The 14,660-nt window shown below is 65.6% G+C and carries 16 protein-coding genes; 9 read left to right on the plus strand and 7 right to left on the minus strand.

Going from position 1 to position 14,660, the window contains the following annotated elements:
* Positions 1-105: 105 nt before the first annotated feature.
* Positions 106-915, minus strand: coding sequence for a helix-turn-helix transcriptional regulator (locus LB520_RS21740; protein ID WP_224639129.1), 810 nt, complete (start codon positions 913-915; stop codon positions 106-108).
* Between the two features lie 116 nt (positions 916-1,031).
* On the opposite strand from LB520_RS21740, the gene LB520_RS21745 reads away from it, so the two are divergent.
* From LB520_RS21745 to LB520_RS21765, 5 genes are all read left to right on the plus strand, one after another.
* Entirely contained in the window at positions 1,032-2,168 is a 1,137-nt protein-coding gene (locus tag LB520_RS21745; RefSeq protein ID WP_224639131.1) for an ABC transporter ATP-binding protein, read from the plus strand.
* Entirely contained in the window at positions 2,149-3,312 is a 1,164-nt protein-coding gene (locus tag LB520_RS21750) for a PotD/PotF family extracellular solute-binding protein (protein WP_224639132.1), read from the plus strand. The genes LB520_RS21745 and LB520_RS21750 overlap by 20 nt, the downstream gene beginning before the upstream one ends.
* A 77-nt stretch (positions 3,313-3,389) precedes the next feature.
* Complete coding sequence (locus LB520_RS21755; RefSeq protein ID WP_140845074.1) at positions 3,390-4,253, plus strand: ABC transporter permease; 864 nt, start codon at positions 3,390-3,392, stop codon at positions 4,251-4,253.
* Positions 4,253-5,065, plus strand: a complete 813-nt coding sequence (locus LB520_RS21760) for an ABC transporter permease (RefSeq protein WP_224639134.1) — start codon at positions 4,253-4,255, stop codon at positions 5,063-5,065. The genes LB520_RS21755 and LB520_RS21760 overlap by 1 nt, the downstream gene beginning before the upstream one ends.
* Before the next feature lie 11 nt (positions 5,066-5,076).
* The gene (locus tag LB520_RS21765; protein ID WP_224639136.1) at positions 5,077-5,838 is read left to right on the plus strand and encodes an SDR family NAD(P)-dependent oxidoreductase; all 762 of its coding nucleotides are present in this window, start codon (positions 5,077-5,079) and stop codon (positions 5,836-5,838) included.
* A 19-nt stretch (positions 5,839-5,857) separates the two neighbouring features.
* On the opposite strand, the gene LB520_RS21770 is transcribed toward LB520_RS21765, so the two are convergent.
* Complete coding sequence (locus tag LB520_RS21770; RefSeq protein ID WP_224639138.1) at positions 5,858-6,298, minus strand: GFA family protein; 441 nt, start codon at positions 6,296-6,298, stop codon at positions 5,858-5,860.
* Positions 6,299-6,566: 268 nt separating this feature from the next.
* Here LB520_RS21770 and LB520_RS21775 point away from each other — a divergent pair, with 268 nt between their 5' ends.
* From LB520_RS21775 to LB520_RS21790, 4 genes are all read left to right on the plus strand, one after another.
* Entirely contained in the window at positions 6,567-6,728 is a 162-nt protein-coding gene (locus LB520_RS21775) for a hypothetical protein (RefSeq protein WP_176477134.1), read from the plus strand.
* Between the two features lie 60 nt (positions 6,729-6,788).
* Positions 6,789-8,159 (plus strand): glutamine synthetase family protein, encoded by a 1,371-nt coding sequence (locus LB520_RS21780; RefSeq protein WP_224639140.1) that lies wholly within the window; start codon positions 6,789-6,791, stop codon positions 8,157-8,159.
* A gap of 2 nt (positions 8,160-8,161) precedes the next feature.
* Entirely contained in the window at positions 8,162-9,460 is a 1,299-nt protein-coding gene (locus LB520_RS21785) for an NAD(P)/FAD-dependent oxidoreductase (protein ID WP_224639142.1), read from the plus strand.
* A 153-nt stretch (positions 9,461-9,613) separates the two neighbouring features.
* Complete coding sequence (locus LB520_RS21790) at positions 9,614-10,402, plus strand: DeoR/GlpR family DNA-binding transcription regulator (protein ID WP_224639144.1); 789 nt, start codon at positions 9,614-9,616, stop codon at positions 10,400-10,402.
* A gap of 5 nt (positions 10,403-10,407) precedes the next feature.
* Here the strand turns inward: LB520_RS21790 and LB520_RS21795 are convergent, their stop codons facing one another.
* The 5 genes from LB520_RS21795 to LB520_RS21815 all read right to left on the minus strand — a co-directional run bounded on the left by LB520_RS21795 (position 10,408) and on the right by LB520_RS21815 (position 14,560).
* Complete coding sequence (locus tag LB520_RS21795) at positions 10,408-10,914, minus strand: L-2-amino-thiazoline-4-carboxylic acid hydrolase (protein WP_224639146.1); 507 nt, start codon at positions 10,912-10,914, stop codon at positions 10,408-10,410.
* 61 nt (positions 10,915-10,975) lie between these two features.
* Entirely contained in the window at positions 10,976-11,752 is a 777-nt protein-coding gene (locus LB520_RS21800) for an ABC transporter ATP-binding protein (protein ID WP_224639149.1), read from the minus strand.
* Positions 11,749-12,750, minus strand: a complete 1,002-nt coding sequence (locus LB520_RS21805; protein WP_318012122.1) for an ABC transporter ATP-binding protein — start codon at positions 12,748-12,750, stop codon at positions 11,749-11,751. Before LB520_RS21805 ends, LB520_RS21800 begins: the two co-directional genes overlap by 4 nt.
* Positions 12,747-13,577 carry an ABC transporter permease gene (locus tag LB520_RS21810; RefSeq protein WP_224639152.1) on the minus strand — a complete coding sequence of 277 codons (831 nt, stop codon included), beginning with the start codon at positions 13,575-13,577 and terminating at the stop codon, positions 12,747-12,749. Before LB520_RS21810 ends, LB520_RS21805 begins: the two co-directional genes overlap by 4 nt.
* Positions 13,574-14,560, minus strand: a complete 987-nt coding sequence (locus LB520_RS21815) for an ABC transporter permease (RefSeq protein ID WP_224639155.1) — start codon at positions 14,558-14,560, stop codon at positions 13,574-13,576. The genes LB520_RS21810 and LB520_RS21815 overlap by 4 nt, the downstream gene beginning before the upstream one ends.
* Positions 14,561-14,660 lie beyond the last annotated feature (100 nt).

Raw genomic sequence — 14,660 nt, forward strand, 5'->3', positions numbered from 1 at the left:
AAATCTGTCTCGTCACCTGATCCGCCGCCGGGATAGCTGGCCGATCATTTCGGCCGCACGATAGACGCTCAACGCGAACCGCCGCAAGGGCGGCGGTCGGCGTTGCTATCCGATCCGTGCGTCGATGATCTCGACGAAGCGCGCGAAGAGACCCGCCTGCGACTTGATCTTGAGCTTGCGGTAGATGTTGCGGCGGTGGACCTTGACGGTCCCCGGAACGATGCGTAGCGCCCTGGCGATCGATTCCGTGGAATGGCCCTGAAGCACCAGGTCGACGACCTGCTTTTCGCGCGAGGTCAAGGACAGGCTCTTCCAGATATGCGCCCGGTCGAGCTCGTTTGTCGGCGCGACGGTTTCGCCGGAGGGCCGGGCCACAACCTCTTCGGCAGGCAAAGCGGGCCAGCGCTGCCTGCAGAAGCCGATCACCGCCGGCGCCATGTCGCGCAGCAGCCTGGCATCGGCCGTTCCGAACGAGCCGGTGGCACGCAGCCGCATCAGCGACAGCACCAGCGCGTCCTTGCCGGCCAGCGGCACGAAGAAGCCGACCTCCTCGGCAAGTTTGGTCTGGCTGTAATAGGAGCGGTAGTATTCGCTGGCATAGAAGCGGTCCGGCGCGAGCTCGCGCATGCGCCAGAAACCCTCCTTGCGCTCGACCGCGGCGTGGTGGAATGGGTCGAGCAGGTAGGGCCCCTCCTGGTAGAGCGCGACAAAGATGTGGCTCTCCGCCGGAGAGAACGTTTCGAACAGGAGCGGCGGCCTCGCGGCACCCCGATAGCCGAAGATCACGCAGTGATCGAAACGGACATGTCCGCTGAGCCAGCCGACGATCGCCCTGCCGAAATGATCGCCGGTCCCGCGCGACGCGGCGATCACGGCGGCCAAGGCGTTGTAGTCGTCACTGCGGGAGGTAGCCAATCCATACCCCTCTAAACGATAAAATCGGCTAAATATACCACCTGCGAGGTATATACCAGGTGCATTGCCTCTGCTAGCGTCAAGGCATTGCCTCACGCTGTCGCTGGAGCCTTGGCTTGACTGGAGTGCCCGATATCGAATTTCGCGCGGTCACCAAGCGCTACGGCGCCATCACCGCGGTCAGCGGCATCGACCTTGCCATCCCGCCTTCGGCTTTCGTCGCGCTGCTCGGGCCTTCCGGTTGCGGCAAGACGACCTGCCTGCGCATGATCGGCGGCTTCGAGCAGCCGAGCGAGGGCCAGGTGCTGATCCGCGGCCGCGACATGGCCGGAACGCCGCCCTACCGGCGCCCGGTGAACATGGTGTTCCAGCAATACGCGCTCTTCCCGCATCTCGATGTCGAGGAGAACATCTCCTACGGGCTGCGCCAGGCAAGGCCGCGCCTGTCGTCGCGCGAGATCGCCTTAAGGGCAGGCGAGGCGCTTTCGATGGTGCAGCTCGCCGGCTACGGGCGCCGCAAGATCCACGAGCTTTCCGGCGGCCAGCAGCAGCGCGTGGCGCTCGCCCGCGCGCTGGTCAACAAGCCGGCGGTGCTGTTGCTCGACGAGCCGCTGGCGGCGCTCGACAAGAAGCTGCGCACCGACATGCAGATCGAGCTGCAGAACCTGCAGCGCGAGATCGGCATCACCTTCGTGCTGGTCACCCACGACCAGGAGGAAGCACTGTCGATGAGCGACTTCGTCTGCGTCATGAATGGCGGCCGCGTCGTCCAACTCGGGCAGCCGAGCGAGATCTATGACGAGCCGGCCGACCTGTTCGTGGCCGACTTCGTCGGCAAGACCAATCTTCTCAGCGGCAAGGTGGCCGGACTCTCGGGTGACCTCGTCGATGTCGCGCTCGCCGATGGCACGGTGATTTCGGCGCGCAAGCGGGTGCCGCTCGGCCGCGGCGAAGCCGTCTCCGTCAGCCTGCGGCCGGAATCGCTCAGCCTTTCGGCGCCTGGGGGCGGTGCCTTGAAAGGCATCGTGCGCAATCGGATCTTCCTGGGCTCGACGGCGGAATACGCGATCGAAGTCCAGGGCATCGGATCGCTGCTCGCCAAGGCCGATCACGTGATCGGCCAAGGCAATCTGTTCAAGCCGGGCGAACCCGTCGCCATCGGCTTTGCCGTCGGAGCGCCGCTGGCGTTTCCGCACGCCAACAATAACGGGACCAACCAGAGGGAAGACCAACATGCCGAAATCCTATCGTGACGGACTGCCGATAAGCCCCGATAAGTTCGTCGACCAGTTGATGCGTTTGAAGCGCGGCTCGATCAGCCGGCGCGACTTCCTCGGCCTCACCGGGCTCGGTGTCGCCACCGCCGTGATGGCGCGTGAGCTCGGTATCATGCCGACACCCGCCTTCGCCGCCGAGAACCTCGGCGACCGCATGTCGATCGCCACCTGGCCGAACTACCACGACCCGCAGACCTTTGAGAACTTCAAGGCGGAGACCGGCGTCGCCGTCGAGGTCAATGTCTTCGGCTCGAACGAGGAGATGCTAGCCAAGCTGCAGGCCGGCGGCTCGGGCTGGAGCCTGTTCGTGCCCACCAACTACACCATCTCGACCTACAAGAAGCTCGGCATCATCGAGGCGCTCGACATGGCCAAGCTCGGCAATTTCGACGGCAAGTCGGAAGATGCGCGCTTCACGGCGGAAGGCACGATCGACGGGACGATCTATGCCGTGCCGAAGAACTGGGGCACGACCGGCTTCGCGGTCAACACCAAGAAGCTCGCCAAGCCGATGTCGAGTTGGAAGGAGTTCTGGGACACAGCCATGGCGGAAGCCGACGGCCGTACCATGGTGCATGACTATCAGCTCACCACGATCGGCAATGCGCTGAAATATTACGGCTATTCGTTCAACTCGCTGAAGCAGGACGAACTGGCCAAGGCCGAGGAACTGCTGCTGAAGGTCAAGCCGCATCTGTTCGCGGTGTCGAGCGACTACCAGCCGGGAATGCGCGCCGGCGATGCCTGGATGACCATGTGCTGGACCAATGACGGGGCACAACTCCATCGCGATATTCCCGAGATCGCCTATGTGCTGGGCAAGGAGGGCGGCGAGATCTGGACCGACTTCTACGCCATCCCGAAGGACGCGCCGAACAAGCCGGCCGGCTATGCGCTGCTCAACTACCTGATGAACCCGAAGGTGGCGGTGAAGGAGCATCTGGCCAATGGCGCCCCCTCGACCGACGCGCGCGTCAACGCGCTGCTGCCAAAGGAAGTGCTCGACAACCCGATCCTCTATCCGGCGGCCGACCTGTTGAAACCGCTCGAATTCGGCGCCGCCGCGACGCTGACCGATCCGGGCCGCGCCGAGCTTATGGCGCGCTTCAAGTCGGCTTGAGCGGGACCGGCAACAAACCAGAACCAGACAATGCGACCGGCGGACGAGAGTCCGCCGGCTCCCAACCGGCTTTCCCGATGCGCCGCACTCTCTCTCGCAAAAATCTCGTGACGGCGCTGCTGCTCGCCCCGGCGACGCTGTGGCTGGTCGTGTTCCTGGTGTTGCCCTTCGTCGCCATCGCCATCTTCAGTGTCGGCGAGCGGGCGCCGGAGGGCGGCTACCAGGCCGCGCTGACCTTCGCGCAATACGCCAACCTGCCGGCGCGAGCGACCGCCTTCTGGAACACGATGGTGCTGGCGCCCGCCGGCGCGCTTGCCTGCCTGCTCGTCGCCTATCCGGTCGCCTATTATCTGGCGCTGCGCGCGCCGCAGCGCTGGCGGCTGATCCTGCTTGCGCTGATCGTCATCCCGTTCTGGACCAGCCTTCTGATGCGCACCTATGCCTGGATGTACATCCTTGGCGGGCGCGGCATCCCGGCTTTGCTCGCCTATGTCGGCATAGAGGACCTCAGGCTGATCAACACGCCGGGCGCGGTGCTGCTGGGCATCGTCTACGGCTATCTGCCGCTGATGATCCTGCCGATCTATGTCAGCCTGGAACGGCTTGACCGGCGGCTGCTGGAGGCCTCCGCCGATCTCGGTGCTACGCCGCTGTCGACCTTCCTCGGCGTGACGCTGAGACTGTCGCTGCCCGGCGTCATGACCGGCTTCTCGCTGGTGATGATCCTATTGCTCGGCGAATATCTGATCCCGACATTGCTCGGCGGCGGCAAGGTGTTCTTCATCGGCAACGCGCTGGTCGACCTCTTCCTGCAATCGCGCAACTGGCCGTTCGGATCGGCCATCGCCATCACGCTGGTGCTGGTCTCGGTGGTGGTGCTGATCGTCGCCAATCGCATCTCGACCCGGCTCTCGGGCGCACGCCGGGTGGACCTGATCTGATGCGCGCCTTCGTCGTTGCCGTCTTCGCCTTCCTCTATCTGCCGATCGCGCTGGTCGTGCTGTTCTCCTTCAACGCCGGCCACCACGCCAGCGAGTTCACCGGCTTTTCCGTGCAATGGTACGGCAAGGCGCTGTCCAATCCCTTCCTGGTCGAGGCGCTGAAGAACAGCCTGTTCATCGCCACGACAAGCGCGCTGCTCGCGGCCTTATGCGGCACCGCCGCGGCGCTCGGGCTGCAGCGCGTCGGCGTACGGACCCGGGCTCTGTTCGACGCGCTGCTGGGCGCGGCGATCGTCGTGCCAGGCGTCGTCATCGGCATCTCGACGCTGGTGGCGCTGGTGCAGCTTTTCGCCGTCGTCAATCCGTTCCTCGCTTCGCTTTGGCCGACAGACCAGCCGCCGCGGCTTTCGCTGGGCTACGGCTCGATCATCGCCGCGCACGGCCTTTTCTCGATGGCGCTGGTGACGATGATCGTCGGCACGCGGCTGAGCAGCCTCGACCGCAATCTGGTCGAGGCCTCGAGCGATCTCTACGCCACGCCGCTGACGACGTTCCGCTCGATCGTGCTGCCGCAGATCATGCCGGCGGTGATCGCGGGCTTCCTGCTCGCCTTCACCTTCTCCTTCGACGATTTCATCATCGCCTTCTTCGTCGCCGGCGCTCAGACGACGCTCCCGATCTACGTCTTCGCCTCGATCCGACGTGGCGTGACGCCGGAGATCAATGCCATCGCCACGATCGTGCTCTGCGCGTCGGTCCTGCTCGTGCTGCTAGCGCAATGGCAGCTCGGCCGACGGAAGCCATCGCCTTGAGAGACCAATCCATGATCTTGAAAGACCGTATCGCCGTGGTGACGGGCGCCGGATCGGGCATAGGACGCGCCGGCGCGATGATCATGGCCAGGGAAGGGGCGCATGTGGTCATTGCCGACCGCGATCCGGCGGCCGGCGAAGCCACCGCTTCCGACATCCGCGGGGCTGGCGGCCGGGCCGAGGCGGTCACCACCGATGTCGGCGACGATACGGCCGTCGAAGGCCTCATCGAGGGAACGCTCGGCAGGCATGGCCGGATCGACATCCTGCACAGCCATGCCGGCATCCAGGTCGGCGGCGCGCTCACCGAAGTCGGCACCGACGGGATGGACGCATCGTGGCGCATCAATGTGCGGGCGCAATTCCTGGCGGCCAAAACCGTCATGCCGGCGATGATCGCGCAAGGCGGCGGCGTCATCCTCAACACGGCGTCCAATTCCGGCGTGTTCTACGACCGCGAGATGATCGCCTATGCCACCTCCAAACACGCCGTCGTGGCGATGACCCGGCAGATGTCGCTCGATTATGCCAAGCACAATGTGCGCATCAATGCACTCTGCCCGGGCTGGGTCGACACGCCGTTCAACGAGCCGTTCATCGCGCAGATGGGCGGGCGCGACGCGATCGAAAATTATGTCCGCACCAAGATCCCGATGGGGCGCTGGGCGAGCGCGGAGGAGATCGCGGAGGCCATTCTGTTCCTCGTCTCCGATCGTTCGTCCTTCATGACCGGACAGGCGCTGGTGGTCGATGGCGGCGAGAGCATCGGCTGAGGAGCGCTTGGCAAACCCCCTACCGGTCGTTGGGATTTCCGAATGCCGGATCGCGGCGCCGCGAGTAGGTGTCGATGCGCGGCAGATCGTCGGCGAATTCCAGCCAGGGCAGCCGAAGGCGCCAATAGGCATGCGCATGCGGCTTGAACCGCTCCGGATGATCGAAGAAGCCGATCGTGACATAGAGTTCGTCGCTCAGCCCTTCGTCGCGATACGTGATCGAGGTGCCGCATTTCTCGCAGAAGGTGCGAACGACACCTTTCGTTCTCGAGAAGCTCCGGGGTTGGCCGCGCATGAAGCGGAACTGGTCCGGCCGGTAACCGACCCAGATGGTCAGCGGGCTGCCAATCGCGCGGCGACAGTCATCGTCATGATCGAAGCAGATCCAGAACGGATCGCCCTGCATCTCGGCGGCAACCGCTCCGCAAAAACATGCGCCCGTATCGCTCCTGCTGTCCATCTGATCGCTCCTGGTTGCTTCGGAAATCGTTCTGTCGGCATGCGGCGCATATGGGAACAGCACAAGCAGGTAACCGGTTCCCTCCGCCTGTTTGGGCCAACACCGGGCAGCGGTTTCATGCGCAGGCTTGCGCTGCGGGCAACGATCGGCCAAACCATGCCAGGTTCTCGACAAGGCTTGTCATGCGAGCGGTAGAAAGGCTTTCCCCCACCCGGCCGCTTCCAGTTGCAGCCGCAATGGTGCGCGCTTTGGCGGAGCGCCGCTGATCATGCGCTGCTGCCGCCACGAGAACCTGCAGCGCGCGGAGGAGACCAAGGTCGGCTCGCATGTCGTTCGCGACGGCTGGACCGAAGGGGTGCAGGGCGCGCTGACCCGGCCTTCGGCCGGTCAACAGGCGGGCGCCCGTCCTCGGATAACGCAGCTTAGATAACGCCCCTACCGGAACGGACATGCCCGCCGAAGCGATCTCTCCTTCGTATGGACATGACCAATGCCTGACAATCTGAACACCTCATTTCCCGGCGCGGACACGCAAAGCTGGCTGAAAACGCATGCGATCACCGAAGTCGAGTGCTTCGTGCCGGACGTCAACGGCGTGCTGCGCGGCAAGACCTTGCCGGTCGCCAAATTTCTGAAGTCGCTCGACGACCGCGCGCTCTATCTGCCGAGCAGCGCCTTCCTGGTCGCCATCGACGGCCGCTATTCCGGCTCCATCGACGAAGGCTTCGCCTACCAGGATCCGGACATGCGCATGGTGCCGGACGTTTCGAGCCTGTGTCTTGCGCCCGGCAGCACCGGCAAAGCCTATGTTTTCGCCGACACGTTCCACATGGACGACCGGCCGTGGATGGCTTCGCCGCGCCATGTGCTGAAAGCCGTGCTCGACCTTTATGAGCAGCGCGGCTGGCGTGCGGTGATGGCGCCGGAGCTCGAGTTTTATCTGACGGCGCCCAACCCCAACCCCGATCAGCCTTTGACCGCACCGGTTGGGCGCAACGGCCGGCCGGAAAGCGTGCAGCATCCTTACGACATGCAGGCGATGGAGGAATTCGAAACGGTGACGCGGCAGCTCTATGAGCATGCCGCCATCACCGGCTTGCCGGTGGAGACGCTGATCCACGAATCCGGCACGGCGCAGCTCGAGATCAATCTGCTGCATGGCGATCCGCTGACGCTTGCCGACCAGGTGCTGTTATTCAAGCGCCTGGCGCGGCAGATCGCGCAGGCCAACGGCATGCACGCCACCTTCATGGCCAAGCCGATCGCCGCGCAGGCGGGCAGCGCAATGCATCTGCACATGTCGATCGTCGACAGGAAGGGCGAGCCTTTGTTTGCCGGCGGAGACGGCGAGGACAGCGAGATGTTCGTGCACTTCATCGGCGGCCTGCAGAAATATATCCCTGAAATCATGCCGCTGTTCGCGCCGCATGCGAATTCGTACCGGCGCATCCGGCCCGGCCACAGCGCGCCGGCCAATATCGAATGGTCGCACGACAACCGCTCCTGCGGCCTGCGCGTGCCGCTGGGCGGCCGCGCCGCGCGCCGCATCGAGAACCGGCTGCCGGGAGCGGACGCCAACCCCTATCTCGCCATGGCCGGCTCGCTGATCGCCGGCTATCTCGGCATAGAGGAAAAGCTTGCGCGCTCGGAGGAGGCCTTCGGCAACGCCTATAAGAGCAAGAGCACACTGCCGAAGACGATGGAGGAAGCGCTGGATCGTTTCGCCGCCTGCGAGCCCGTGCGGGCGCTGCTCGGCGAGGATTTCTGCCAGACCTATCTGCGCGTGAAGAGCGTCGAGCTCGACCTGTTCCAGAGCGTCGTGACGTCCTGGGAACGCGACCATCTGCTGCTCAAGGTGTGACAATGGCTTCGCGTTCGACAGGTTTCAATTCCGGTCTCGACATCGGCAAGTCCTATTATGTCGCTACCGCCAATCCGGCGCCCGACCATCCGGCGCTTGCCGGCGATGTCGAGGCCGATCTGGTGGTGGTTGGCGGCGGCTGCACGGGCCTGTCTACGGCGCTGCATGCGGCCGAGCGTGGTCTTGACGTGGTGCTGCTCGAAGGCGGCAAAATCGGCTGGGGCGCCTCGGGCCGCAATGGCGGCCAGATGATCCCCGGCCTGCGCAAGGGCGCAAGAGGCCTGGTCAAAAGCTTTGGGCCGGAACGGGCGAAGGCGCTGTTCGATCTGGCTTTCGAAGCGCGCGGGCTGGTGCTCGATATCATCGAGCGCCACGGCATCGAATGCGACTTGCGCCAGACCGGCCATCTGGTCGGCGCGGTGAGCGCTTCGGATGTGCGCGATTTTGAAGAAGAGGCCGAATGCCTCGCCAAGGTCATGAATTTCACCGATGTCGAGATCCTGTCGGCGGCTGAGGCGCGGCAGATGGTCGACACACCCTATCAGGGCGCAGTGTTCGAGCGGCTCGGCGGCCACATGCATCCGCTCAACTACACGCTGGGACTTGCCCGCGCGGCAGTCAGCGCCGGCGTCGTCATCCATGAGAACTCGGTCGCGGTGCGGCTGGAGCGCGAATCTTCCATCCGGGTATTCACCGACAAGGGCTCGGTCCGCGCCAGGCATGTGGTGTTGGCCGGCGATGCGCTGCTCAAGGGGTTGGAGCCGCGTGTCAACAGCCGCATCATGCCGGTCGGCAATTATATCGTCGCCACCGAACCTTTGGGCGAGCGCAATCTCATCCCGGCCAATGTGGCCGTCTCGGACACGCTGTTCGTCGTCAACTACTACCGTATGTCGGCGGACGGACGCCTGCTGTTCGGCGGCGGCGAGCGCTACACGCCGTCGCCGCCGGCCGACATCGGCGGCTTCGTGCGGCCGCATATGGAAAAGACCTTTCCGCAGCTCAAGGGCTGCCGCATCGATCATGCCTGGGGCGGTCTGGTGTCCATCACCACGTCGCGCCTGCCGCATGTCGGCCACTATGGAGAGGTCTATTTCGCGCATGGCTATTCCGGCAAGGGCGTCATCCTGTCGACGCTGTCCGGCAAGCTCTTGGCGGAAGCGATCACGGGCGATGCCTCGCGGCTCGACCTATTCTCGACTTTGACGCCGCTGCCGTTCCCGGGCGGCACGGCGCTGCGCGGCCCGCTCTATGTGCTCGGCATGCTGTGGTATGCCATGCGCGATCGCTTAAGGCCTTAAGGATCTATCGATATTCAGGTGAAGCCGGCCTGCAGCAGATCCTAGGCTGGCTTCCTGTACCCGGCGTGGCTAATGTCTTGGCGCCGGGGACGAGTCCCCGGCGTTCGCTACTTAATCGAAGGCAGCTCACAGGTCGCAGCAAGGGGCAGAGCTATGAATATCGAGGCGGGCCGGCTGACCAAGAAGGAGCGCCACGAGTTGATCCTGTCGGAGGTTCGGCGCTCGGCCTCGATCCGCATCTCGAAGCTTGCGCGCCGCATCGGCGTCGCCGGGGAGACCATCCGCCGCGACCTGATCGAGCTTGGCGATGCAGGGCTCATCAACCGTACCTATGGCGGCGCCACCATTTCGCTGGTGACGTCGGAACCGGTGATTGCTGAACGCGGCCTCACAATGGTCGAGGAGCGGGCCCGTGTCGGACGAGGTGCGGCCGGACTGATCGAGAAAGGCAGCATCGTGATGATCGACGGCGGATCGACCACCTACGAGGTCGCGCGCAGCCTTTCGCAACACGGCCGGGACCTGACGATCATCACCAACTCCGTCGGCGTCGCCTCGGTGGCCGGCGCCAATCCGGGCTTCCGCGTCATCCTTTGCCCCGGCACCTATGACAGCCGCGAGGCGGCCGTACTTGGCGAGGACACAGTGGAATTCGTGCGCCGCTACAATGCCGACGTCGCCATCATCGGCGCCTCGGCGCTGAATGCCGAAGGGCCGAGCGACATGATCTCGGGCGCTGCGGCGGTGAAGCGCGCGATGATGGCACGGTCGCTGTCGACCATGCTGGTCGTGACCAACGACAAGTTCGGCCGCAGCGGCCTCGAACGCATCTGCGCGCTGAGCGAGATTTCCGACGTCGTCACCGACAGCGAGCCGGTAGCCGAGATGCGCGCGGCGATCGACGAGGCAGGCGGCGAGCTGCACGTGTTTGCCGAGAGCTGAACAGGTTAAGCGTCGCGGTTTGTCAGCGCGATATGGCAGCAGCCGGAGCCATGACCCGGCGTCCAGGTGACATTGGAGAAGCGCACGCCGGTTGCCTCGAACAGACCGCGGTCGAAGGCGCCGGCGATGCGGCAGAGCGTGGCGAGTTTTTCTTCATCGACGCCGGCCTCGACCCAGGCATCCTTCAGCGGGCAGCGCTTGACCTTGAAGGCGATGTGGCTACGCCCGCGCTCGACATCGGTCGGATACATGCGGCCGCCATCCGGGCTGACGGCGAGGAACGCCTCGCCGATTGCCGGCGCGTCGTTGGGGCCGAAATCGGCAAAAGCGGCTGCCGCGACTTCCCGGCCGCGTTTCTCGATCGTGCGGATCATGACCGCTTCGGCCTTCGCGGCACCGAGCTCGGCGGTCAGCTCGTCGAGGAAGAGACGATAGAGGTCGGCGCGGTTGCGGAATGCGGAGTCGAGCTCGCGCGACAGTTTTTCTGCCCTGGCTGCTTCGGGATCGGTCATGCTGTGTCCTGATTTTGTTTTCCCATGCTCTTGTCCGCAAACCGGGTCCCACTTTGCGGGATCATGGTCGGTTCCTGGTCAATCTTGGCGTCGCCTCGACCAGCGCCTTGCCGATCGCCGATTGCGGGTTGGCGATGACGGCGCGGGCATCGCCGCTCTCGGCGATCCGGCCGGCATCGAGGATAACGACGCGATGCGCCACGGCGCGGATGACGCCGAGGTCATGCGAAATGAACAGATAGGCGATCCGTTCCTGCCTTTGCAGGTCGAGCAGCAATTCGAGGATCTGGCCGCGCACCGAAACATCGAGCGCCGACACGGCTTCGTCGAGCACGATCAGCGACGGCCGCGTCGCGATGGCGCGGGCGATCGCCACGCGCTGGCGCTGGCCGCCGGAAATCTCATGGATGGCACGAGCCGCGAGGCCGGCACCGAGGCCGACGCGCTCCAGCAGTGCCGCGATACGGCGCGGGCGCTCTGCACGCGAGGCAATGCCATGGATGCGCAACGGATCGTCCAGCACGCGCGCCACGGTGGCGCGTGGGTTGAAGGCGGCGAGCGGATCCTGGAACACCATCTGGATGCGGGCGCGGCGCGCGCGCAAAGCGGCGCCGGATAGCGCGAGGAAGTCCGCGCCTTCGAAGTCGACGCGGCCGGCATCGGGCTCGATCAGCCGCAAGACCAGCCTCGCGATCGTCGACTTGCCGCTGCCGGACGGGCCGGCGAGCGCCAGCGTTTCTGCACGGCCGATCTCGAACGACACGTCGTCGACCGCCGCGAAAGGCTTACCGCCACGGCGGTAGCGCTTGGCGAGACTGGAGACGGCAAGCACGGTCATGCCGAGGCGCCTTGCCGGTCAAGCAGCGGCTCGGCGTCGAGGCCGAGATGCGCATCGAGCAGGGCGCGCGTATAGGCATGGCGCGGCGCGTTGAGGATTTGATCGGTCTCGCCGAGTTCGACCAATTCGCCGTGGCGCAGCACCGCGATGCGATCGGCAAGCGTCGCGGCGAGCGCGATATCGTGGCTGATGAAAAGCAGCGTCATGCCGTCCTCGGCCACCAGCCGGCGGATCAGCGCGACGATCTCGGCCTGGACGATGGTGTCGAGCGCGCTCGTCGCTTCGTCGGCGATGAGCAGCTTCGGCCCAGCAGCGATTGCCGCAGCGATGGCCACGCGCTGCTTCTGGCCGCCGGACAGCTGGTGCGGGTAGACGTGGAGGACTGCTTCGGGGTCGGGAAGGCGGACGCGGTCGAGGAGGGTTTTGGCTTGGGCGAAGGAGTCAGGCCAGCTGAGGCCGAGATGGGTGTGGACGACTTCGGCGATCTGCTTGCCGATTGGCATGACCGGATCGAGGCTGGAAGAGGGGTCCTGGAAGACGAAGCCGATGTCGCGGCCGAGGAGGGGATTATCGCGAGGACGAGAAAGCTGGCGCTCTACGGCGCCCCCCTCTGTCCTGCCGGACATCTCCCCCTCTAGGGGGGAGATTAGCTCGTGATCTCCGCCTTCGCCAATTTTCGAGGTCGCAAGAGGAGAGCCGGCGACGGAACTGCCCATCTCCCCCCTTGAGGGGGAGATGTCCGGCAGGACAGAGAGGGGGGCCTTGGCGCCAGCGCTTGCCGGCAGGAACCAGTCTACCAGCCCGCCAATCTCGGCACCCCTCGCCAACAACCCCGCAACCGCCAGCGCCAGCGTGCTCTTGCCCGAGCCGCTCTCGCCGATGATCGCCAGGCGCTCTCCGGTTTTCACATCCAGGCTGATGCCTTTCAGCGCCGGCGCCTCGGCCCTGTCGCGCCGATAGCCCACCGAAAGATCGCTAATCGAAAGCAGCGCGGTCACGACAGGCTCCTGCGCAGAGCGGTGCTTTCTACCACGCCTTCGCCGGCGAGGTAGACGCCGAGCACGGTCAGCACCAGCGCGATACCGGGAACGACCGACAGGAAAGGTGCGGTGCGCAGCACCGCGCGGCCTTCGGCGATCATGCCGCCCCAGGTGACGCGGTTGGGATCGCCCAGGCCAAGGAAGGAGAGCGCGGCCTCGGTGAGGATCGCGGCGGCCACGATCACCGAGGATAGCGCCAGCACCGGCGGCAGCGCGTTGGGCAGCACCTCGCGAAAAGCAACCTCCAGCGGATGCATGCCGATGACGCGGGCGCCGGCGACATAGTCGCGCTCGCGGATCGACAGGACTTCCGCGCGCGCAACCCGCGCGGGTCCGGTCCAGGCGCCGAGCGCGATCGCGGCGACGACGACGCTGAGCGAAGGTCCGACGATGCTGACGAAGGCGAGCGCGAGCAGGAAGCTCGGCACGGTCTGGAAGGCATCGGTGATGCGCATCAGCACGTCGTCGATCAGGCCGCCGGCGAAGCCGGCTAAAGTGCCGACGACCGCGCCGATCAGGAGCGCCGCGGCAGCCGCCGCCAGCCCCACCGCCAGCGACGTGCGGGCACCATGGAACAGCTCGGTCAGCACGTCGCGGCCGAGCCGGTCGGTGCCGAGCGGCAGCGACCAGTCCTGGAACGGCGGCAGCAGCGCCGGTCCGGCGATGGCTTGCGGGTCGCCGGGAAACAGCACCGGCGCCGCCAACGCCATCGCGGCCAGCAGGGCGAGGATAAGCGCGCCGGCGATTGCTTCCGGCGTGCGGAAGAAACGATGCAGGCGGTTCATGCGCTTGCCTCGCCGGCGCCGACGCGCGGATCGAGGACAGCGTAGACGAGATCGACGAGAAGGTTGATGACGACGACGAGGACGGCGCTGACCAGGATGATGCCGAGCAGCAGCGGCGTATCGCGTCCGGCGACGGCTTCCTGCGCCAGACGGCCGAGGCCAGGCACGGCGAAAACGCTTTCGATGACGACGCTGCCGCCCAGCATCTGCGCCGATTGCAGGCCAAGCATGGTGACCAGCGGCAGGAGCGCATTGCGGGCAACATGGGCAAGCACGATGCGGCGGCGCGGCAGACCCCTGGCGCGGGCGGCGAGGATAAAGTCTTGCCGCCAGGCCTCGGCCATGCCGGCACGCATCATGCGCAAATAAAGCGCCAGATAGATGAAGCCGAGCGCCGAGACCGGCAGCACGAGATGGATGGCGATGTCGGCGACGCGCGCCACTCCGGTTTTCCCGGAGGCGATGGTCTCGATGCCGCCGATCGGCAGCCAGCGCAGGTCGACGGCGAAGATGACGATGAGCACTAGGCCGAGCCAGAAGCCGGGCACGGCATAAAGCGCCAGCGAGCCGATGGAGAGGAAGCGGTCGCGGACGCTGCCGGGTTTGGCGCCGGCATAGATGCCGAGCGCCGAGCCGAGGCCGAAGGAGAGCGCGGTGGCGCTGCCCATCAGGATCAGCGTGGTCGGCAGGCGCTCGAAGATGATTTCGCGGATCGGCCGCGAGAAGGTGACGGACTGGCCAAGGTCGAGATGCAGCAGCGCCCAGAGATAGTTGGCGAGGCGCGTCAGCTCCGACTGGTCGAGGCCCCAGCGGTGGCGCAGCAGTTCGATCATGCCGGCATCGCCGCCGGTCGAGACGATATAGGCATCGACCGCGTCGCCGGGGGCGGCTTCGAGCAGCAGGAAGCTGCCGACGACGACGATGAGGAGCACGAAGACGCTGCCGACGACGCGGCGGCGCAGGAGGCGGAGGGCGCGGGTCATGGCGAAGCCTGGTTGAGGCCAAACCACGGACGTTGCGCTCTACGGCGCCCCCCTCTGTCCTGCCGGACATCTCCCCCTCTAGGGGGGAGATTAGCCGTCA

The organism is Mesorhizobium sp. CA12 (assembly GCF_020165255.1).
Lineage (GTDB): Bacteria > Pseudomonadota > Alphaproteobacteria > Rhizobiales > Rhizobiaceae > Mesorhizobium.

Bases quoted from the DNA above. Each gene is read 5' to 3' on its own strand.
- LB520_RS21815 (WP_224639155.1), bottom strand. From the start codon at position 14,560: ATGACCCGCGCCCTCCGCCTCCTGCGCCGCCGCGTCGTCGGCAGCGTC.
- LB520_RS21790 (WP_224639144.1), top strand. From the start codon at position 9,614: ATGAATATCGAGGCGGGCCGGCTGACCAAGAAGGAGCGCCACGAGTTG.
- LB520_RS21765 (WP_224639136.1), top strand. From the start codon at position 5,077: ATGATCTTGAAAGACCGTATCGCCGTGGTGACGGGCGCCGGATCGGGC.
- LB520_RS21810 (WP_224639152.1), bottom strand. From the start codon at position 13,577: ATGAACCGCCTGCATCGTTTCTTCCGCACGCCGGAAGCAATCGCCGGC.
- LB520_RS21760 (WP_224639134.1), top strand. From the start codon at position 4,253: ATGCGCGCCTTCGTCGTTGCCGTCTTCGCCTTCCTCTATCTGCCGATC.
- LB520_RS21785 (WP_224639142.1), top strand. From the start codon at position 8,162: ATGGCTTCGCGTTCGACAGGTTTCAATTCCGGTCTCGACATCGGCAAG.
- LB520_RS21750 (WP_224639132.1), top strand. From the start codon at position 2,149: ATGCCGAAATCCTATCGTGACGGACTGCCGATAAGCCCCGATAAGTTC.
- LB520_RS21775 (WP_176477134.1), top strand. From the start codon at position 6,567: ATGCGCTGCTGCCGCCACGAGAACCTGCAGCGCGCGGAGGAGACCAAG.
- LB520_RS21795 (WP_224639146.1), bottom strand. From the start codon at position 10,914: ATGACCGATCCCGAAGCAGCCAGGGCAGAAAAACTGTCGCGCGAGCTC.
- LB520_RS21770 (WP_224639138.1), bottom strand. From the start codon at position 6,298: ATGGACAGCAGGAGCGATACGGGCGCATGTTTTTGCGGAGCGGTTGCC.
- LB520_RS21755 (WP_140845074.1), top strand. From the start codon at position 3,390: ATGCGCCGCACTCTCTCTCGCAAAAATCTCGTGACGGCGCTGCTGCTC.
- LB520_RS21780 (WP_224639140.1), top strand. From the start codon at position 6,789: ATGCCTGACAATCTGAACACCTCATTTCCCGGCGCGGACACGCAAAGC.
- LB520_RS21800 (WP_224639149.1), bottom strand. From the start codon at position 11,752: ATGACCGTGCTTGCCGTCTCCAGTCTCGCCAAGCGCTACCGCCGTGGC.